Annotated in this window: 17 protein-coding genes and 2 pseudogenes; 7 read left to right on the forward strand and 12 right to left on the reverse strand. The window is 39.4% G+C overall.

All coding sequences use genetic code 11. From position 1 onward, the window contains the following. Positions 1 to 356: 356 nt before the first annotated feature. Positions 357 to 1,007: an orotate phosphoribosyltransferase gene (gene pyrE, locus B9T24_RS08310; protein WP_086165345.1), complete on the reverse strand. Its 651-nt coding sequence runs from the start codon at positions 1,005 to 1,007 to the stop codon at positions 357 to 359. Between the two features lie 41 nt (positions 1,008 to 1,048). On the opposite strand from pyrE, the gene B9T24_RS08315 reads away from it, so the two are divergent. Further along, positions 1,049 to 1,876: an exodeoxyribonuclease III gene (locus B9T24_RS08315; RefSeq protein WP_086165346.1), complete on the forward strand. Its 828-nt coding sequence runs from the start codon at positions 1,049 to 1,051 to the stop codon at positions 1,874 to 1,876. A gap of 442 nt (positions 1,877 to 2,318) precedes the next feature. Beyond that, positions 2,319 to 2,666 carry a Spx/MgsR family RNA polymerase-binding regulatory protein gene (locus B9T24_RS08320; protein WP_086165347.1) on the forward strand — a complete coding sequence of 116 codons (348 nt, stop codon included), beginning with the start codon at positions 2,319 to 2,321 and terminating at the stop codon, positions 2,664 to 2,666. 82 nt (positions 2,667 to 2,748) lie between these two features. Here B9T24_RS08320 and B9T24_RS08325 read toward each other — a convergent pair whose 3' ends face one another. Both B9T24_RS08325 and B9T24_RS08330 read right to left on the reverse strand, forming a co-directional pair. Continuing rightward, positions 2,749 to 3,186 (reverse strand): DUF2147 domain-containing protein, encoded by a 438-nt coding sequence (locus B9T24_RS08325; RefSeq protein WP_086165348.1) that lies wholly within the window; start codon positions 3,184 to 3,186, stop codon positions 2,749 to 2,751. 730 nt (positions 3,187 to 3,916) lie between these two features. Next, positions 3,917 to 4,483, reverse strand: coding sequence for an FMN-dependent NADH-azoreductase (locus B9T24_RS08330; RefSeq protein ID WP_086165410.1), 567 nt, complete (start codon positions 4,481 to 4,483; stop codon positions 3,917 to 3,919). A 262-nt stretch (positions 4,484 to 4,745) separates the two neighbouring features. Between B9T24_RS08330 and B9T24_RS08335 the strand changes: the two genes are divergently transcribed. Then, entirely contained in the window at positions 4,746 to 5,942 is a 1,197-nt protein-coding gene (locus B9T24_RS08335) for a GGDEF domain-containing protein (protein ID WP_171264873.1), read from the forward strand. Here the strand turns inward: B9T24_RS08335 and B9T24_RS08340 are convergent. The 5 genes and pseudogenes from B9T24_RS08340 to B9T24_RS08360 form a co-directional block, all read right to left on the reverse strand. Further along, positions 5,939 to 6,618: pseudogene (locus B9T24_RS08340) on the reverse strand (glutathione S-transferase family protein). The gene B9T24_RS08335 and the pseudogene B9T24_RS08340 overlap by 4 nt on opposite strands. Positions 6,619 to 6,621: 3 nt before the next feature. After that, positions 6,622 to 8,463 carry a protein-disulfide reductase DsbD gene (dsbD, locus tag B9T24_RS08345; RefSeq protein ID WP_086165349.1) on the reverse strand — a complete coding sequence of 614 codons (1,842 nt, stop codon included), beginning with the start codon at positions 8,461 to 8,463 and terminating at the stop codon, positions 6,622 to 6,624. Between the two features lie 18 nt (positions 8,464 to 8,481). Then, positions 8,482 to 9,249 carry a transporter gene (locus tag B9T24_RS08350; RefSeq protein ID WP_086165350.1) on the reverse strand — a complete coding sequence of 256 codons (768 nt, stop codon included), beginning with the start codon at positions 9,247 to 9,249 and terminating at the stop codon, positions 8,482 to 8,484. A gap of 27 nt (positions 9,250 to 9,276) precedes the next feature. Further along, positions 9,277 to 9,819, reverse strand: coding sequence for an ankyrin repeat domain-containing protein (locus B9T24_RS08355; protein WP_086165351.1), 543 nt, complete (start codon positions 9,817 to 9,819; stop codon positions 9,277 to 9,279). Between the two features lie 168 nt (positions 9,820 to 9,987). Continuing rightward, on the reverse strand, positions 9,988 to 10,362 hold the full coding sequence (locus B9T24_RS08360; RefSeq protein ID WP_086165352.1) for an HPF/RaiA family ribosome-associated protein: 375 nt from the start codon (positions 10,360 to 10,362) through the stop codon (positions 9,988 to 9,990). A 488-nt stretch (positions 10,363 to 10,850) separates the two neighbouring features. On the opposite strand from B9T24_RS08360, the gene B9T24_RS08365 reads away from it, so the two are divergent. The 3 genes and pseudogenes from B9T24_RS08365 (at position 10,851) to B9T24_RS08375 (ending at position 13,000) form a co-directional block, all read left to right on the forward strand. Beyond that, complete coding sequence (locus B9T24_RS08365) at positions 10,851 to 11,573, forward strand: outer membrane protein OmpK (protein WP_086165353.1); 723 nt, start codon at positions 10,851 to 10,853, stop codon at positions 11,571 to 11,573. A gap of 104 nt (positions 11,574 to 11,677) precedes the next feature. Beyond that, complete coding sequence (locus tag B9T24_RS08370; RefSeq protein ID WP_086165354.1) at positions 11,678 to 12,181, forward strand: GNAT family N-acetyltransferase; 504 nt, start codon at positions 11,678 to 11,680, stop codon at positions 12,179 to 12,181. A gap of 121 nt (positions 12,182 to 12,302) precedes the next feature. Further along, positions 12,303 to 13,000, forward strand: a pseudogene (locus B9T24_RS08375) (phospholipase D family protein). A gap of 39 nt (positions 13,001 to 13,039) precedes the next feature. On the opposite strand, the gene parE reads toward B9T24_RS08375, so the two are convergent. Then, on the reverse strand, positions 13,040 to 14,920 hold the full coding sequence (gene parE / locus B9T24_RS08380) for a DNA topoisomerase IV subunit B (protein ID WP_086165355.1): 1,881 nt from the start codon (positions 14,918 to 14,920) through the stop codon (positions 13,040 to 13,042). Between the two features lie 14 nt (positions 14,921 to 14,934). Continuing rightward, complete coding sequence (locus B9T24_RS08385) at positions 14,935 to 15,516, reverse strand: YqiA/YcfP family alpha/beta fold hydrolase (RefSeq protein WP_086165356.1); 582 nt, start codon at positions 15,514 to 15,516, stop codon at positions 14,935 to 14,937. A gap of 246 nt (positions 15,517 to 15,762) precedes the next feature. Between B9T24_RS08385 and B9T24_RS08390 the strand changes: the two genes are divergently transcribed. Beyond that, entirely contained in the window at positions 15,763 to 17,094 is a 1,332-nt protein-coding gene (locus B9T24_RS08390; protein ID WP_086165357.1) for a hypothetical protein, read from the forward strand. Positions 17,095 to 17,143: 49 nt separating this feature from the next. On the opposite strand, the gene B9T24_RS08395 is transcribed toward B9T24_RS08390, so the two are convergent. Together B9T24_RS08395 and gshA are read right to left on the reverse strand one after the other, a co-directional pair. Next, positions 17,144 to 17,668, reverse strand: coding sequence for a disulfide bond formation protein B (locus B9T24_RS08395; RefSeq protein WP_086165358.1), 525 nt, complete (start codon positions 17,666 to 17,668; stop codon positions 17,144 to 17,146). A gap of 18 nt (positions 17,669 to 17,686) precedes the next feature. Then, a complete protein-coding gene (gene gshA, locus B9T24_RS08400) occupies positions 17,687 to 19,264 on the reverse strand; it encodes a glutamate--cysteine ligase (protein ID WP_086165359.1) in 1,578 nt (525 codons plus the stop codon). Positions 19,265 to 19,468: the final 204 nt, after the last annotated feature.

A 19,468-nucleotide genomic window follows, 5' to 3' on the forward strand; every position in this document is an offset into this window, starting at 1 on the left:
AATACATAATACTACAAAAATATGAACTTAAACACACAATGAAACATTTTCGTTAAATTATCACACGGAAAGTAATTCTATATATTGGTCATTATTTTAAAGAATTCACACCTAGCACTTTTTATTCGTCATATTTTAAATCATTCAATATTATAGACGTTCAAAAAAACTTCAAATTCATACTATTTTTACAACAATATCCTTGCTACCAAGCCATACAATCCTAAGCTCAATCAGCAATCAAAATAAGCGCACCATGCTGGCGGTGATGTATCATTTTTATGCGTCTATCTATACTGAAATATATAAAATAAGGAGCTGAGGCTCCTTATTTTCAAATCCTAGCAATACTGCAATCAGATGCCATATTTCACACGGTAATCTTCCATTTTCGCTAAAGCCTCTTTCTCACCTTTAGCATCCAAAAAGTCCATTAAATCTTTCATCGTAATTAATGCATGAACTGGAATTTCTAACTCTTTTTGCACTTCTTGAATCGCAGAAAGTTTGCCTTGACCTTTTTCTTGACGATCTAAAGCGACCAAAACACCTGCAATTTGCGCACCAGCATTTTTAAGAACCGTCACCACTTCACGAATCGCAGTCCCTGCCGTGATCACGTCATCAATGATCCAAACTTTTTTACCTGCAACAGCAGCACCGACCAAAACACCACCTTCACCGTGATCTTTGGCTTCTTTGCGGTTAAAACCCCAAGGCACACTTACAGCATGATTTTGCGATAAAGCCACCGCCGTTGCTGCAACAAATGGAATACCTTTATATGCAGGTCCAAAAATCACTTCAACATTATCACAAGTGATTAATTGATCCGCATAACCAGAAGCCAACAGTGTTAATGCTTCACCATCATTGAGCAAACCCGCATTAAAAAAATAAGGACTCACACGACCTGATTTTAAAGTAAACTCACCAAATTTAAGCACACCGCGTGAGAGTGCAAGTTCGATAAAAGCTTGAGGGTTAAAAGTCGCTTGCGAGGTCATGAGGTGCTCCGAAATTCATAATATAGAGGTTATGACTGCGCATGATACCAAAGAGTAGCTATCCAAGTGATCAAAAAATTCTACGAGTCGTTTCAATTAACGTCAATGGCTTGCGTGCATCTGTCACCAAAGGCTTACTGGAGTGGATGGAACAATCTGATGCAGACGTAATTTGCATGCAAGAAAGCAGGATCACCCATGCTCAATGGACGGATAAATTTAAACCTGAAGGCTGGTATGCCCACCTCTTCCCTGCGGAACGAGCAGGTTATGCAGGCACTGCAATTTATAGTCGCCTGCCTTTTGTTTCTGTAACGGAGGGTTTAGGTTTTGAACTGGCCGACTCTCAAGGACGCTTCATAGCTGCGGCATTCGATTTAGGTTTAGACAAGCCAGTGCATATTTGTTCACTTTATTTACCTTCAGGTTCATCAGGTGAAGAAGCACAAGCACGTAAAGACCACTTTTTAGATCAATATCAACATATCTTAAAACAATGGCGTGATGAAGATAAATCCATCATTGTCTGTGGTGACTACAATATCGTACATAAACGCATCGACATTAAAAACTGGTCGGGTAACCAAAAATCTTCTGGCTGTTTACCGCATGAACGTGCATGGCTAGATCATATTTATGATGATTTAGGTTATGTCGATACCTTCCGTGAAGTTCGTAAAGAAGCTGAAATCTATTCATGGTGGTCAAATCGCGGACAAGCCCGTGCCAATAATGTCGGTTGGCGGATTGACTACCAAGCCTGCTCGCCTGACTGGAAGCCACGTACCGTCAATGCTTGGGTGTATAAAGAGACTTGGTTTAGCGACCATGCCCCAGTGATTATTGATTATAAAATCGAATCAATATAGTTTATTTGAGTGAACACCAGTTCACTCAATACCACCCAAAAACCTACAACACTTGACGCGTTTGTATATTTTTATGCAGCCGTTTTAAGTGCATTATAGCTTCACGGCACAGGGACATGTCAGGATGACAGCAAAAGGATAGGACGCCGTAGGATGAAAACAAAATAAACCACTTAGGTTGTTTATTTTGCAAGGATGTGACAATGGACGTTATATTGAGACCCGCATGATCAGGACGATTAAATGCGGGTTTTCTCTTTTTATACAGTTATTGTTTTAATCATCGCGTTCTTCTGATCTATAGCACTATATTGGCAAATCTAAATGTCAATTTCATGACATTGTTCGCAATCTTTAAAGATTTAATCCTGCTTATTTCCTCTAGAGCTTCTATCAAATTTTCGTTACGCTATCTCGCAATAGAAAATGGAATGATCCTCTTATGCTTAAAATTTATGGTATCAAAAATTGTAGTTCAATGAAAAAAGCCTTCGACCTTTTAAATCAACTTGGTTTGGCATATGAGTTTCATGATTATAAAAAACAAGGCATTGATGCTGAAACGGTCAAAAAATGGCTAAATGAGGTTGGGGAAAATGTGATTCTTAATAAAAAAGGCACCACATGGCGCAAATTAACAGAAGCAGAACAACAAGCTGCACTTTCCAATGAAACCAATTTAATTCATACATTAACAACGCATAGCAGTTTAATCAAACGTCCTGTACTGGAAACTGAGCAAGGCTATATTGTGGGCTATGATGAAGCCGCTTATCACGCTTTAAAGTAAAATTTCAGGATCAGCCTTCTGCAATAAAAAAAACCTAACTGAATATCAGCTAGGTTTTTTATTACTTTATGATTCTTTTGAATTAGTTTGCACGAATCCAAACTTGGTTACGACCTAAAACAGAAACGCCAATAAAGCCACGTAATTCTAATTTTTTACCACCTTCCACGATTTGACCTTTTAATTTATAGGTTTTACCAGATTGTGGATCAAGAATTGTTCCGTTTTCATAGCTATTATCACCCACATTTTTAAGGCCTTGAACAATTCTTAAACCTTTTAAAGATTTATTATGGTATGGGCCTTCACATTTTTTACATGCATTTTCTTCACCTACTGTCAAAACATTTTGAATGCTTGCAGAGAGTGAGCCATTTTTTTGCTCAGTAAATTTTACAATAGCTTTGGGTTGTTTGGTTTTGTCATCAATTGTTTTCCACACAGTACCATTTAATGGGTCAGCAGCGTTCGCTAAAACGGTTAATCCAAGCAATCCTAATGCAAGTGCAATTTTTTTCATTTTTGTTCATTTCCCTAGTCTGGTTTAGACTTGTTTATTGTTAAAAAGTCACACCATTTTTGCAATTTTTGAATGTGACTATTTAGTTTAGTGTAACTTTGTAACTTGTATTGGTAAATACAGCAACATCTCATAATAGAAAAATGAGATGGAAAAAATGAAGATAAGTCCTTTATGGAAACAACTCATTACAGAAAGTATTTAAAAAACACCATCCGTAAACCCAACCAATTGAACTTCACTCCCGACGCGCTACGTTTTACATTAGAGCAAATATGTCATGGGTTTTCAAGCAATAAACTGGTTCAAATTCGACCATTAGACCGAGTAGCTAAAGAATTAAAATCTCAAAATAAATCATCATAATTCACTGTTTTCATCTGCATGGCGAAACCCGCTTTTTGGGGTTTACTCAATACCCATTGGGCATTTTTAGCCCCTTTCACTGCACACACAAATACAAGTGATTTATGTCAAACATCCCTTGTCACCTGTACCCCCTTGGCCTGAAGCGATGGATGTCATTTTTGACCTCTATCACAACTTGTTCAATCAAAGCATTCAAGGCAAAAATATATTTGATCTAATCATTCTTGTGTGCACGTTTGGCTTAGGTCAGTTTTACCAAATCTACACATCAAGCCAATCAGAACTAAATCTCAATGAATATAATCACACCGATAAAAAAAGTCAGCCGAAGCTGACTAAAGAGGAACACTTGAGTTAAAACTTACAGTGCCTGTACTTGAGCTAAAGCGTTTGCAATCGCTTGCTCTTTTAATTCTGGCCCCATATTGACACCTTCAGCACGAATGATCTCAACATCCTTGACACCCGTGAAGTTAAAGACGGTTTGCAAAAAACCTTCTTGGAAGTCTGCTGGACTATTTGCACCATAAACACCACCACGACTACTGGCAATATAGGCTTTTTTATCACCAGCCAAACCAACAGGACCATTTTCAGTATATTGAAAGGTCTTGCCCGCCACGCTAATACGATCAATCCACGCTTTTAAGGTTGAAGGAAGTCCAAAGTTGTACATGGCAGCACCGACCACCACAACGTCTGCATCTAGGTATTGCTGAATAATTTTTTCGCCTAAAGCGGCTTGTTCAGCATCTTGTCCCATCAAAATTTCAGCAGTTAAATGGGGAATCATCTGCGTCGCTAAATCTAAATATTCCACGCTGACATCGCTCTGTTTCGCAGTTAATTGCGTAACAATGGCCTGACTGAGTTGACGTGAAACAGAAGCATCACCAAAAATACTTGAATCGATATGTAAAACTTTCATGCTTAAACCCTTCATCTGTATTTATTCAATGACAGCAGTTTAAGCGATCTATAAAAATAGAATAATAGGCTTATATACAACGCACTGTTTTATTTTTAGAACAAACTTCATGGAAATGAACTCTATTTTTAGATTTTAATCTGTATGAAATATAGCCATTACCATTCATAATAAAACGTGCTATGTTGTGAATTATAAAAAATAAATTAGATCAACTTATCCTTAAATTATTATTTAAAGATTTAGAGGTCAGCGCGATTCAATGAAGAAAAATTTGCCCCCCAATCCTCTGACCTCATTCAAAGCAAAAATTGCGAAATATTTGCTTGAAGATGAAGTGATCATGAATTGGAGTGTCCTCAATAAATGTATTCTCATCCTGATTTTAGGCAGCTTGGTGCATGTCATCTGGATTATTTGGAAAAGTTTTATCCTACTTTCTCCCAATTTATGGGATTTTGTCCATTTACCTTTACTCAAACTACAACTTAAGCTCGATATTTTATTCTTCTGCCTTCTAATCATAATGATTTTCCCTTGTACTTATTGGCATAAAAAAAAGTGGGCACAACAGTGGCTGCCCTATTTATCCATTGGAATTTTGGTGCTCTCTTTATGCCGTAATGGCTCGATGATTGGTGTACTCAGCCCTGCCACCATGGTCTCTTACGTCAGTTTAGTCACCGTGGGTTTGGTGCTGTTTAATCGTAAAATTGTTTACTACACCTTGATCCCCGTCACCCTGTTTTTAATCTTATCCAATTATTTAAGCTTACAAGGTCAAATCAGTTATGCGCCTCTATTTAATCTAAGCACAAGCCCTTACCAAAATAAGTTTTGGGTCAGTTCAATGTTGTATTTCATTGCACCTATTCTAATTATTTGTTTAATTTTATTTGAAATTTTGCTTAGCCAATGGCGGCATAGAGAACAACTGATTCAACATTTAAGTCAAATTGACCCACTCACCAATACATTGAATCGACGCAGTATTAAAGCATGTTTAGAAAAACTAGAACTTAAGCCCACAAAATCTTATGCACTGGTCTTGATTGATTTAGATCATTTTAAACAAATTAATGATCAATATGGTCACAACAAAGGGGATGAAACCCTCATTCAAGTCAGTGAAGCGCTCTCACAAATTATTCGTGATAACGATGTGGTCGGTCGCTTTGGTGGAGAGGAATTTATTCTGATTCTGCATCAGTCTTCTTTAACACAAGCACAAAGTATTGCTGAGCGCTGTCGCCAAGCGATTCAAGCACTGCATTTACTCAGCAATGTGGGCGACATCATTAAAGTGACTGCAAGCTTTGGAGTTGCATTTTCCAGTACAGAGACCAACCCACAAAAATTATTAAGCCAAGCCGATAAAGCCCTGTATGAAGCCAAAGCCTGTGGTCGTAATCAAGTCAAATGCTATGCAGAACGCTTGGTCGAAGCCAAACTATACTAAAGTACGTGGTGTTGATAAGGCTCTAAATAATTCACCCAAGCCGCTTCTTGTAATGCAGCAGTCACCCAAGCTTGTATGGCAGGATGTTGCATCATGGTTTGCATATACTGCTGCGTAACATCGCTTACAGGTAAAGCATAGCTCATTAAACGTGTCACGACGGGTGCATAAAATGCATCTGCAATTGAAAATGCACCACATAAAAAACCCTGTCCTTCTGGCCGTTCTGACCAAATTTGCTCGATGCGTGCAACATCTTCACGCAGTTCTGCATTTCCTGCCATAAACGTCTGCCGACCTCATTTAACTTCGCTCGAATATTCATCCCACACGCATTACGCAAATGTGGAAATCCACTGTGCATTTCCGCAGCGACACAGCGGGCACGAGCACGTTGTTGCGGATCTTTTGGCCATAAATTTTGCTCTGAATGTTGTTCTGCCAAATACTCACAAATGGCTAAGGAATCCCAAAGCAACAACCCATCATCCATTAACGCAGGGACTTTACCATTGGGGTTAATCGCTAAAATATCCTGCTTAAAAGTGCCTGTATCACGTTCTGATGGAAAGGACAGCATGATTTCTTCAAAAGGCAGTTTGAAGGCTTGAAGTACCAACCACGGACGCATTGACCAACTGGAATAATTTTTATTGGCGATATACAACTGATACATTCTTTATTGCCCTAAATGTTTTTGAAACACACTGACTTGTTTGATTAATTCAGCTTCGGTAAATGCACCCGTTAAACGCAAACCACGAATTTCCTGCTGTTTCGGATCTAAAAATAAATAGGTCGGTGGGCCTAAAATATCCCATTGATTCAGCAAAGCCTGATGCGTTGCATCATAGGCACTCAAATCCAGTTTAATTAAAAAATAGGGCGCTATCGCGTGCTGAACTTGGGCTGATTTTAAAACACGATGTTCAATTGGCTGACAGGCGATACACCAATCGGCATAGACATCAATAATGACGGCTTGATCGGCTGGTGCATGGGCCAATAATGCCTGAAATTCGGCTGCTGTTTTCGCAATATGCCATGTTGCTTGAGTAGTGCTTTGTTCAACAAAAAAGCGCTGACTTTGTTGATATTGACTATATGCCAAATAAGGAATCACCATCAGCAAAGCCACAATATACAGCCATCTAAACTGGTTTTTTTGTGTGATTAAGCGAGAAAGCAGATAAACAATAAAGCTTAAGCCCAAAGCCAGACTAAGCCACTGCATCCATGCTTCAGACATTAAAGGACGAATAAAATACAGCGCTAAAGCCAACATAATAAAGGCAAAAAACACCTTAATTTGGTGCATCCACAGCCCTGCTTTAGGCAGTACCTTTGCCCCCAAAACACTCGCTAATAGTAATGGTGTGCCCATACCAAAACCCAGTGTGAACAGTAATAGTGCACCCTGCCACTGACTTTGTGTCTGAGAAATAAATAATAGCGCTCCTGCCAAGGGTGCAGTCATACAAGGTCCGACCAATAGCGCAGAGATGATCCCCATCACCGCAGCCCCCACTAAACTGCCACCTTTTTGTAGTGAATGCACCCGATCTAAACGGTTCACTAAAGCATGCGGCAATTTAATTTCAAACAGACCAAATAGATTCAAGGCAAACAGGACAAAGAGCACACTAAAGGCAATCAGCGTGGAAGGCTGCTGTAACCAGCGCTGAAAATTCAGTCCAGCTGAAGAGGCAATTAAGCCCAAAATGGCATACACCATCGCCATGCTACAGACAAAGACCAAAGCAATCATCCATGCTTTTAAGCCTTTGCTATCCCGTACAATGAGTGAGGTCAAAATAGGTAACATCGGCAATGAACACGGCGTAAAGGCCAATAATATGCCTAAGCCAAAAAACAACAATAAGCCATAAAACAAAGAGCTTTCAGCCAACGCTTCTGACCACATTTGATCTTGAGCAGTATCCATGCCCACAGGTTGAGTAGTACTGCGTGAAGGATGATTTTCAGCAGCGAAAGTCGGCTGAGCACTTGTATTGCTATTGGATGTTTGGGCAAGATCGAATAAGCGTTTATTTGATTTGGCCTGATTTTGCAGCAGCACTAAACCATCGACATCGGTCTGAAACTCAATGGTTTGTGGTGGATAACAAATACGGTCTTGGGCGCAGCCCTGCCAAGTCACCTGATAGGTTTTCGATGCTTCGGTTGCAATATTAAATTGCACACTCTGAAAATAAACTTGCGTATGACCATAATTTTCATCATACAAATCCGTTGCTGGCGGTAACTTTAAAGCCAGTTTTTGTGTGCCTTGTTGCACTTCGAATTTGTGCTGATATAAATAATAACGCTCGGGCATGTGCCAACTCAGTTGTGCTTCATGCTCACGATGAGATTCAACCGTAAAAGAAAAAGCATCTTCTGCGGAAAGTAATTGATCCTGCGCTTGTAAGGTCATTGAAAATAAAAAAATGACACTACAAATCAATCCACTGATTGCAGACTTGCCCAAGAACTCAAGATCTTGAAGATGCTTTTTCATATGGTTTTATAGTTTTAATTAAAATAAGAAGGATACACCCAAACCTGATTGATAGCTTTTATCTTTACCATTTAAGTCTACACCGACACTCGCATCTAATTGCATACGCGTATTCAAAGCATAAATAACCCCTGAACCCAATGCATATTGATAAGGCTCACTTTCAACTTTACGATAAACCAATTCAGAGAAACCTGACCATTTATCAGCAATTTTATATTCAATCGTCGGCACGGCAGTCACAGCCCAATTACTGTTTTTTACTTCGTACCGCATGGTAATGGAGGTCGAAATTAAATCGCTAAAATCATAAACAACCGCAGAACTGATGCTGTAAATATCGTCATCATTACTGAAGCCATCATTGCCCGTCGCTAAAATAGCTTCTGCTGAAACAGCCATCGAGAGTTTTTCATCATCTAAATCAATGGCTTTTTTTAGGCCAATACTGACATCACCCAAACCATCTTCTTCAACCGACTGACCTGCACGTTTCACTTTTGTCCATGCGGGTCCTTGCCATCCCAATTGCAACTCTAAGTCTTTAGCCAAACCGGTACGAAATAACATGTCACCATTTAAAGTGACAGTTTTTTGCTTTTCGCCATTAACCATCGTTTCGTTATAATTGGCGCTAGGTAACGCTTGTTCCCATGCCAGCTTCCCGACGGGCGTAATGCCTGTCCCCATACCTGCGCCAGGACGGTCAAAGGAAAAATCGGCAGCCATCGCATTCATGCTCAAAGCTGCGCCAAAAATAAAACCTACTGTTTTTACTGCTGACATTTTTATCTCACTCTGATGTTGATTCTTTTATATGAGTTCTTTGCTCATTTTAGCCCCGTGGCTACGAAGCAACTCTAAAGTTTGTTTTTCTTCAGCCAACGCTTCTGACCAATTAATTTCGTCAAAATCACAATCAAAGAATAAATCACTGATTGAAGACAAAATGGTGAGACCTTCTTCATCTTTGCTATTTGGATCCACGTTTTCTGCTAATAAGCGTTGCACCGCAGGGACACACGCTGAACTTGCAGCATCCCATAATGGACCATACAGTTCTTCTGCATCCCATAAATGTAGATTTGCTTTGGCTTGAATCAGTGCATCTAAAATTTCAATATGAGCAGCCAAATTTTGTTGTTTTTCTTGCTCAGATAACGGTGTACCTGCTTCATGGGCTTCACAAATTTGTTCCCACCACTTGAACAAACCATCTGACCAGACAGAAATAGCTGGACCTTTTTCAAGATCAATAAAATTAGGATCCAGACCATCTGCTAAAAGGCTTTGCACTTGAGCAAGGTCTAGTTCTTCTATCGCTTGCACAAAGACTTGTTGTTGCGCTGTTAACATGGAGAAAGCTCTCTTTAATCAGTTTTAAACTATTATGCCGAATAAAAGTTGCTTTGTTTTAGGTAAATGTATAACAAGCATATTTATTCTTCATTTGGCTTTCATAATCTCTGCACATAAAAAAAGCTCCTAAGAGCTTTTTTTTGTCCAATTTAAGCAAACTTTGGCTTAGTCATCATCAACATCATCATTCACATCACTGGTTTCTGCAAACTCAAGTGCTCCACCACGTGGGTTCTCTTTCTTTTCAAAGAGATGTTCAAGACTTCGTTTTAAACGATCGATCGCACCATGAATCGCTGTATCGATATTATGACCACGATGATTCACAACCACAGGCTTCAATCCTGCTGGGCGTGCTTCAATCATACAGTTAATATCATCATCCCCACCTTTGGGGCCATTTTCATCACTTAAATGGACGGAAAAATGGGTAATACGTTCACTGTGTCGCTGGAATTCTGCATTCAGTTCTGCACGAACATAAGTAATTAAACGTTCACTATTTTGAATGTTTTTATCAGTACGGATTTCAATGTTCATATAATATCATCCTCTTTATTCGAATCTTTTTTGTGCAAAACTTCTTATCTTGGCACGTTTAACTTTGCTGTCAAAAACAGCGCTGAGCATCTTCAACTTAGTTTGGAACGAATTCCTCCACATTGAACGATGAACACTTTTGAGTCTGCAGAATCGTGTCCTTATGCCTTGAATATAAGGGGCTAAGCGAAGCATATGCAAGTAGTATTTTGATATTTTTTGCAATTCCCTATAGTCAATATGTGATTCAACTTTATTGCTTAAGTTATTTGATAAGTCTCACATTATTTTTTCCCCGCTTAAAACTGTACTTCACTTCGTTTTATCGGTTTTATTCGTATGTATTTTTAAGTATTCAAGCTGTACTGTTATTTTAACCATCGAATGTTTTAGAAAATCTATTATTTTTAGGTCATTGATCAATTTTGGCTTTATTTTTGCTTAAGAATCTGTATGCTTTGCTTGCTTCTCGGGGGAGATATTTTTTAATGAAACTTACACAAATTTTTGCTACATGTGCATTGGCTTCAACTGCTGCACTTACTCAAGCTGCACCAGTGTGGCAAGATTTCAGCGTGACAGGTCTTTATGGTGAAAACTATGAATTGATCGCACGTGAAGACAAGCAATCTACCGTAACTTTTGAATATGCTGCAAAGTTACAATACGGTGACTTCTTTGCTTTTGCTGACCGTACAGACAATGATGTTAGTGGGAAAGAAACTTATTTCGAAGTATCACCTCGTTTAAGTCTAGGTGCAGTTTCAGGTCAAAAACTTGAACTTGGTCCAATTAAAGACGTTTTAATTGCAACAACTTGGGAAGGTGGCGAAGGCTTCAACAACTATCTTTATGGTGTTGGTGTCGATTTAGCCATTCCTTATTTCCAATATGCCCAGTTAAACTTCTACCGTGCAAACAATGATAGGTCACAAGATGACTATCAAATGACTTTTGCTTACGGCGTGCCATTTAAATTAGGCGCTGAAGATTTTCTTGTAGATGGTTTTCTTGACTGGTCAACTGACGAAGGTACAAATCACGCAAGTGAAATGAACTGGACTACGCAGTGGAAATGGAATGCAGGTAAACACATTTCTCCAGATACGCGTTTATACCTTGGTATCGAACATTCAGTTTGGAAAAATAAATACGCAATTGATGGCATGGACGAAAATAACGTCAGTGCATTGGTTAAATACCATTTCTAATCTGGATTGTTGATGTCAAAAAAGCAAGACTTCGGTCTTGCTTTTTTATTGCCCTAAAATAGGATTATTTCTACAATAAACTCTTTATTGATTCGGCATATGTCATGGACTTTCTCCTGCGTCCCGCTCAAATATCAGATCTAGAACAGGTTCTGGCTATTTATAATGCTGAAATTCTAGATGGCACTGCAAATTGGAATAATACGACAAAGTCTAGCGCTGATTTTCAAACATGGTTTAGTAGCTTAATGGCGCAACAATTTCCACTCTTTGTCGCTGAACATCGCGCATCGAAAAAAATTTCGGGCTACGCTGATTATTCCGCTTTCCGTCAAATTCATGGTTTTAAACAGACCGTTGAACATTCGGTTTTTATTCATCCAGACTTTAGCCGCCAAGGTTTAGGCAAAGCCTTAATGCTCAAACTGATTGATCATGCTCAGCAGCATAAGATCCATGTCATGGTGGCTGCGATTGATCATGAAAATAAAGCCTCGATTGTGTTGCATGAAAAACTAGGCTTTATTCAAACTGGTTATATGCCACAAATTGGGCAAAAATTTGGGCAATGGCGTGATTTAGTTTTGATGCAGCTCACTTTGGATTAGCCTGCTACTACTCTAAAATTACCTACTACCATGCTTAAAACTTGTTTATTTACTGCTAAACAAATGATACTTATATGTTTTAATAATAAATACTGTGAATAAACCTCAAAATGGAAATTTTATGGCAAAATTTTTAAATACCAGTGCAACCAATTTTTTTTAGAAGAACTCATAAAAAATGCAAAAGAACGCCTTATTTTGATTAGTCCTTACTTAAGACTTAATGATCGAATTAAGGAATTACTCGAAGACAAAAATCGTTTGAAAATTGATATTCGTATCATTTACGGTAAAAGCGACTTACATCCTGATGAAATTAAATGGATGCAAAAACTTGATTATGTCCGTTTAAGTTTTTGTAAAAATTTACATGCAAAATGCTATATCAATGAAGAAAGTTGCATTATTTCCAGTCTTAACTTATACGAATTCAGCCAAGTAAATAACAATGAAATGGGAGTATTAATTAAAAAAGAGGAGGATTCAGAAGTCTTTAAAGATGCTTATGAAGAGGCTCAACGTATTATTCGTATCAGTGATGAAGTACGAATTTCTTTAGATGAAGTAAAAGCAGAAACTGTTGAAGAAAATTCTAATGAACTTTCTGAAAATACAAGTAAATTAACTTCTTCAAAACTTGCAGCTAAATACAAATTAAAAACGGCAGAATTACTTGACCAGTTTGTAAAAAAAGGCTTTTTGGATACAAATGACACAGGTAAACATTATTTAACAGAACAAGGCAAAGCTGTTGGTGGTGAGTTCAAATCTAACCAATATGGTGGTTATTTTCTTTGGTCAGAAGAAATAGAATTATAATAAAAAAGCCCTTTTCAGGGCTTTTTTATTATTGATATTCTAAACACTCAAATCGGCTAAATTGCCTTTTTGTTCCAACCAATGCTTACGGTCACCTGCGCGTTTTTTTGCCAACAACTTATCCAGTAAACCCGCAGTAAAATGCGCATCGTCTAAATCGAGCTGTACCAGACGACGCGTGTCTGGATCTAATGTGGTTTCACGAAGCTGACTGGCATTCATTTCACCCAAACCTTTAAAGCGGGTGATTTGCGGAGACTTGGTTTTGGCTTTCTTGAGCGTTACTTCTAATTCAGCCTCATCTAAAGCGTAATGCACATCTTTGCCGTCATCTATACGGAATAACGGTGGCATAGCCACATATAAATGTCCTGCTTCCACCAAAGTCGGAAAATGTTTTACAAACAAAGCGCACAATAAAGTCGCAATATGTAAACCATCCGAGTCAGCATCGGCAAGAATACACACTTTACCGTAGCGCAATTCTGAAAGATCATCACTGCCTGGGTCTACGCCAATTGCAATCGCAATATTATGTACTTCCTGTGAGGCTAAAACTTCATCGGAAGAAACTTCCCATGTATTTAGAATTTTACCGCGAATCGGCATAATCGCCTGAAAGTTTTTGTCGCGTGCTTGCTTGGCTGAACCACCGGCAGAATCCCCTTCCACAATAAACAGTTCAGATTCTTCCAAAGTATGACCAACGCAATCGGATAATTTGCCCGGTAACGTCGGGCCAGCCACGATCTTTTTACGCTCTACTTTTTTCGCAGCTTTTAACCGACGACCTGCTTTCGCAATCATCAACTCAGCAAGCTGCATCGCAATATCAGAGTTTTGATTTAACCACAGTGCAAAAGCATCTTTGGCAATATTCAATACAATACCCGATGCTTCACGACTGGAAAGACGTTCTTTGGTTTGCCCCGAAAATTGCGGTTCTTGGAATTTTAACGACAGAATATAATTTACCCCGTCCCAAACATCTTCCGCAGACAATTTTAAATTACGCGGTAACAAATTACGCAGTTCACAAAATTCACGCATCGCATCGGTCACACCTGAACGCAGACCGTTGACATGTGTACCACCTTGTGCGGTTGGAATTAAATTGACATAGCTTTCTTGAACTTGCTCGCCACCCTCGGCATTCCAGCAAATCGCAAATTCAGCACTGGCACGCTCAGCCTCACCCGTTGCCACAAAGGCAGGATGCGGAATAATGTCGCGATCCTGCAATTCATCCATCAAATAATCAACCAAACCATTTTCAAATTGCCATTCAATTTTTTCGTGATTAATTTGATCGAAATAAATAATTTGTAAGCCTGCGGCTAACACGGCTTTGGCTTTTAAATTATGTTTTAACGCTTTTAAGGAAAATTTGGGTGAATCAAAATATTTTGCATCTGGCCAAAAATGAACGGTGGTTCCTGAAGCGCGTTTCGGTGCTTTACCTTCTAACACTTCAAGTTGTGAGACAGGTTCACCATGCTCAAATGCCATTTGGTAAAGATTACCATGACGCTGTACGGCAACTTCGACTCGATTCGACAGTGCATTGACCACGGAAATCCCTACACCATGTAAACCACCGGAAAATTGGTAGTTATCGGTGCTGAATTTACCCCCTGCATGGAGCTTGGTCAGGATAATTTCAATCCCACTTTGGCCATATTCAGGATGGATATCGACAGGCATGCCACGACCATTATCTTCTACCGACAAAGAACCATCTTTATAGACCGTCACGGTAATTTTATTGGCATGTCCTGCAAGTGCCTCATCCACTGCATTATCAATTACTTCTTGTGCCAAATGGTTTGGACGAGTGGTATCGGTATACATGCCGGGACGACGACGAACCGGATCTAAACCAGATAAAACTTCAAGTGATTGAGCCGTATATTGAGACACGTTGTACTGTTTCCTTATTTTATACAATCCGATAAAAACTGTAATGCCATCGGTATTTTGTCTGCGAAATTATCCATCGCATGATTGCCATTCGCTTCAGTAATGATCATCGACTGATGCGCAGCATTGCTATAATAACGCTGTGCTTCACGATAATCTAAAACTTCGTCATCTTGTTGCAGTAACACTAAAATTTTGTCTGCATCTTGCACAAATGGCACAGCCATCTGCTCGAGTTGATCAAGTTGTGTCTGATCCAAAGTCCATTGGGCATTCACTACATAAGGCAGCGCAGCGCCAAATAAATCATGAAATAATTGCCATGGTCGCATAGCAGGATTAATTAAAACAGCAGGCACAGCATGTTTTGCGACCAATTGTGTCGCATAAAAACCACCAAGACTACTGCCAATTAAGACCACATGATCTAAACATTCAATCATCTTTGAAACATGAGCCAACACCTGTTTCGGGGGCATATTTAAATCAGGTAAATGCACTTGAATAGGATGCTGATTTTGACAAAATGCCTGAATGTATTGCCCTTTAATTGATAAAGTACTACTTTGAAATCCATGCAAATAGATGATGTTCATTGCTTTTTATGACATATCAATAGGGTTAATTTAAGTTATAAAAAATAAGATGCCTAGCGCAACTTTATTTTAATGTGTATATAACAGCAATTGTCAGACAAAAAAGTTAAAACTTACAGCTCATCCTCGTTATTGTAAAAGCTATTCGAGATGAATCATATTAAATTAAAAGCAACGAATTGATAGCGTGAGCTTAAGAAAAAATAAAGTGCCTCAGATGCAGTGCCATAAAAGGGATAGGATAAAATGCCAAGTTTAACACCATTGCATGAAACCTATTGTAAATGGGATCGTACACCACCAAGCCAAGCCGATGTATTAGAAGGACTTGCTCAATTGGTAACGACTCGTTTAGGGGATGTGGTGCAAGACCTTATACAAGAGATTCAACGTGAAATTTTGATTAGCTTATTTGGGATGAGCGAACAACGCTCGAAAAAAATACAAAAAATCCCCTATATTGACAAAATGTACCAGTTTGCCTATGACAGCTTACTCAGTTATGGTCATTACTTAATTGCACCAAGTTTGCGCCAAATTATTGAAAAATATCCAAAATTACATGAAAAACCACTGACCCCTGCATTACATTTTTTAGTTGGGGCTTTAAACGGGGTGCTGGGTGATTATTTATTAAAATATCAAAACCCGCTTGCATTACCCATGGTGCTCTACGACCACTATACCGAACTACAAAAGGGTGATCTTTCAGGGCGTATCGTTATTTTTACTCATGGTTTATGCATGAACCATTTGGACTGGTCAACCCGTCAATACGGTGGTATTGGTGAAAAATTATTGGCTCAGCGTGACCATAACACCATGCTCTACTTAAACTACAATACTGGGCGCCGTATTTCTGCCAATGGTCGCAGCCTTGCCAACACGTTAGAAGATTTGATTCAGCGTAACCCTCTAATTACCAGTATTGATTTGATTGGACATAGCATGGGGGGCTTAGTGTTACGTAGCGCTTTATTTTATGGCAAACAAAATATGCATCAATGGATGCACCTGACTGAAAATCTAGTCTGCTTAGGTTCACCACATCATGGGGCAGTTTTAGAACGTTTTGGTTTTATTTTACAAGATCGACTGGGGCACTTCCCATTTGTGAAAATCGTTCGACATATCGTGAATATTCGCAGCAATGGCATTTTGGATTTACGTTATGGCAGCGTGCGTGATGATGACTGGGAACATAATACGGCCCGCATTGGTGGCATGGATGACAATCGTAAACCCGCCCCGCTACCTTCGCATATCAACACCTTTTTGATTGCAGGGTCTGTTGTCTATGAAAATAGGAAAAATCGGCACTTCGACCTGTTAGGTGATTATTTAGTCAGTGTTAAAAGTGCGTTGGGAGAACATCCTAATCCGCGTTTTCAATTGAAACTGCCTGAATCAAATAAAGCCATTTTCTATGGCATCCATCACTTTGAGATTCACTATCACTCCAATGTGGCCGAACAAATTGTGAGATGGTTTTATCCGCCTTCTGATGCACCAATCAAAGAACAGGTTCATGAATACAGGATGCAGTTACAAGATTTATCCAACAGCGCGCCAACTTAAATAAATCATAAAAAAGCCACCTTGCGGTGGCTTTTTTGGGTGACAATTTTTATTTCTTCTTCACTGCTTTAGGCGTAGTCAAAGCATAGTTACGCAATAATTGCCACACACTCACCAGCACCAATACGGCAAAGAATAAGAATGACCAGACAGGCAAGGATTGCCCTAAAAAGGTCCAATCAACCAATGCACATTCACCAGAACCAGTTAAAACTTGTTGGAAAACCGATTTTAATGGCAAGGTATTAAGCCAATAATCTAAACCCGGACCGCAGCTCGGCACTTGGTCAGGCGGCAAATTTTGCAGCCAAACATGACGTGCGGCTACACCTGCTGACCAAAAAATAGACAGCGCGCCCAAAAAGGCATACACACGTTTTCCAGCATTTGAACTTGGGTTATGAATAAAGGCAAGCAAAGAAATAAGCCCTAAGCCAATCAATCCAATACGCTGAAAGACGCAGAGTGGGCAAGGCTCAAGACCTTGTACATGTTCTAAATACAGCGCAAAAGCCATACCAATAACGCTGGCTAAAAATAAAAAACCACTCACGGAACGATAACGCCATTGCATGGTAAATCCTCTTAATTTTTATCGATAATCAGCAAGATATTGCTCAAAACTGAGGTCACTATCTTGTTCAAGTTGCTGTTGTTGTTGCAATGACTGTACAGCTAAATCATCAAAATACGACAAGGTGTCTGGGCTTAATGGATGCTGCTCATAGCTCATGGCATGTTGTTGTGCCATCAGACTACCAAAGCCCCATGTACCACCATTTTCTAAAGTATCGGCAATCACCTGTGCAGACAGCGTTTCATCCACTTCATCAATACGTTTGAGCATCAACGCTAAGGCGGCTGAATACAAATCAGTAGTATAGGTTGCGTCCAGTAAATCAGCTAAAGGTTGCATTGCGATGACTTGCATACGACTCCATGCTTCAATCGGATGCTCACCTGTCGCATCTATAATGGATGCATTAGGTGCACGACCACGATTGACCACTTCTGCTTGATTACGTTCAATCTGCTGTTGTTCTTGGTCCAATAAATCAGGGCTATCTTGTAATAAACAATGCAGTGCTAACACTTCCAAAAATGCCGCGGTATTTTCATCGATGCCAATTGAACTGTATGGATTGACATCCACGGCACGTAATTCAACATAACCTACCCCACGATTTTCAAGCGCTTGCGATGGTGTTTCACCCGCTTCCGGCACTTGTTTCGGACGCACTAAACTATAGTATTCATTTTCAATTTGTAGCACATGATCATTGATTTGAATCGGCTCACCCTGTTCATCGGTTAAACCTAAATGACTAAACGGTGCATAAGGCGTTTTGACCGCTTTCTGTAAACCTTCTAAATAACCCGACATGGTATTGTAGTGAATACCCAACTGTTTCTGCGCTGAATTTTGATAGCCAAAATTGCCCATGCGTAATGCTGTGGCATAAGGCAAAAACAATGTGCCTTTCAGTAAAGGCAATAAGTGATGCTCGCGCCCAGTCATAAAACACTGACACACCGAAGGGCTGGCACCGACTAAGAACATCACCAAGGGGGTTAAACGAATAAAATTACGAATTAAAGCAAAATAACGATGACTACGATAATCCTGCAAGCTCAAACTTTTTAAAGCATCATCACTTTCATGCTGTTGCAGTGCTTCAAAGACTTGATCAGGAAAAGATAAATTATAATGCACCCCTGAAATGGTCTGCATGCGACGACCATAACGCACCCCTAAACCATGACGATACAAGGTCTTAAAGCGACCAATATTTGACGTTCCATATTGGGCTAAACGAATGTTTTCTTCCTGATCATCCAGCATACACGGCATCGACAACGGCCAGAGCTTTTCACCATTTTCTAAATGACGATGTGCAATCGCATGAATATCGGCTAAATAATGTAATGCTTTTTTGATGCTGTCTTGTGGAGGGGTAATAAACTCCATCAAGGCTTCAGAATAGTCCGTGGTAATATGCGGATGTGTTAAAGCCGACCCGAATGCTTTTGGATGCAAGGCTTGCGATAAAAAACCATTGCTTTGCATACGCAGGCTTTCACGCTCAATACCGCGCAACATGCCTTTAAACAGCGAAGAATCCACCCAAGTTGGCAATACAACATGAGAGGTCGATTCGGGTTGACTCATTACAATCTCGCTTATCGGAAGATAACTACTAAAATAAAATCATTAGTTTATAGCAGTATAACGTGATTTTGGACTGTCACATGATCTGCTGTATATTTTTCAAGTAAACCGTCAATTATATTTCTGGCAAATTTTTATCACAAAGTTACTCTACAAGACATCTAAATTTTGTGATTGTATTGAATAATAAGTGCTAAAGAATTG

It is taken from the genome of Acinetobacter sp. ANC 4654 (assembly GCF_002135425.1).
Lineage (GTDB): Bacteria > Pseudomonadota > Gammaproteobacteria > Pseudomonadales > Moraxellaceae > Acinetobacter > Acinetobacter kyonggiensis.

Coding starts and splice junctions, on each gene's coding strand:
- B9T24_RS08350 (WP_086165350.1), bottom strand. CDS start 9,249: ATGTCAGCAGTAAAAACAGTAGGTTTTATTTTTGGCGCAGCTTTGAGC.
- gshA (WP_086165359.1), bottom strand. CDS start 19,264: ATGAGTCAACCCGAATCGACCTCTCATGTTGTATTGCCAACTTGGGTG.
- B9T24_RS08320 (WP_086165347.1), top strand. CDS start 2,319: ATGCTTAAAATTTATGGTATCAAAAATTGTAGTTCAATGAAAAAAGCC.
- B9T24_RS08370 (WP_086165354.1), top strand. CDS start 11,678: ATGGACTTTCTCCTGCGTCCCGCTCAAATATCAGATCTAGAACAGGTT.
- dsbD (WP_086165349.1), bottom strand. CDS start 8,463: ATGAAAAAGCATCTTCAAGATCTTGAGTTCTTGGGCAAGTCTGCAATC.
- B9T24_RS08365 (WP_086165353.1), top strand. CDS start 10,851: ATGAAACTTACACAAATTTTTGCTACATGTGCATTGGCTTCAACTGCT.
- B9T24_RS08335 (WP_171264873.1), top strand. CDS start 4,746: ATGAAGAAAAATTTGCCCCCCAATCCTCTGACCTCATTCAAAGCAAAA.
- B9T24_RS08325 (WP_086165348.1), bottom strand. CDS start 3,186: ATGAAAAAAATTGCACTTGCATTAGGATTGCTTGGATTAACCGTTTTA.
- B9T24_RS08355 (WP_086165351.1), bottom strand. CDS start 9,819: ATGTTAACAGCGCAACAACAAGTCTTTGTGCAAGCGATAGAAGAACTA.
- B9T24_RS08385 (WP_086165356.1), bottom strand. CDS start 15,516: ATGAACATCATCTATTTGCATGGATTTCAAAGTAGTACTTTATCAATT.
- B9T24_RS08360 (WP_086165352.1), bottom strand. CDS start 10,362: ATGAACATTGAAATCCGTACTGATAAAAACATTCAAAATAGTGAACGT.
- pyrE (WP_086165345.1), bottom strand. CDS start 1,007: ATGACCTCGCAAGCGACTTTTAACCCTCAAGCTTTTATCGAACTTGCA.
- B9T24_RS08395 (WP_086165358.1), bottom strand. CDS start 17,668: ATGCAATGGCGTTATCGTTCCGTGAGTGGTTTTTTATTTTTAGCCAGC.
- B9T24_RS08315 (WP_086165346.1), top strand. CDS start 1,049: ATGATACCAAAGAGTAGCTATCCAAGTGATCAAAAAATTCTACGAGTC.
- B9T24_RS08330 (WP_086165410.1), bottom strand. CDS start 4,483: ATGAAAGTTTTACATATCGATTCAAGTATTTTTGGTGATGCTTCTGTT.
- B9T24_RS08390 (WP_086165357.1), top strand. CDS start 15,763: ATGCCAAGTTTAACACCATTGCATGAAACCTATTGTAAATGGGATCGT.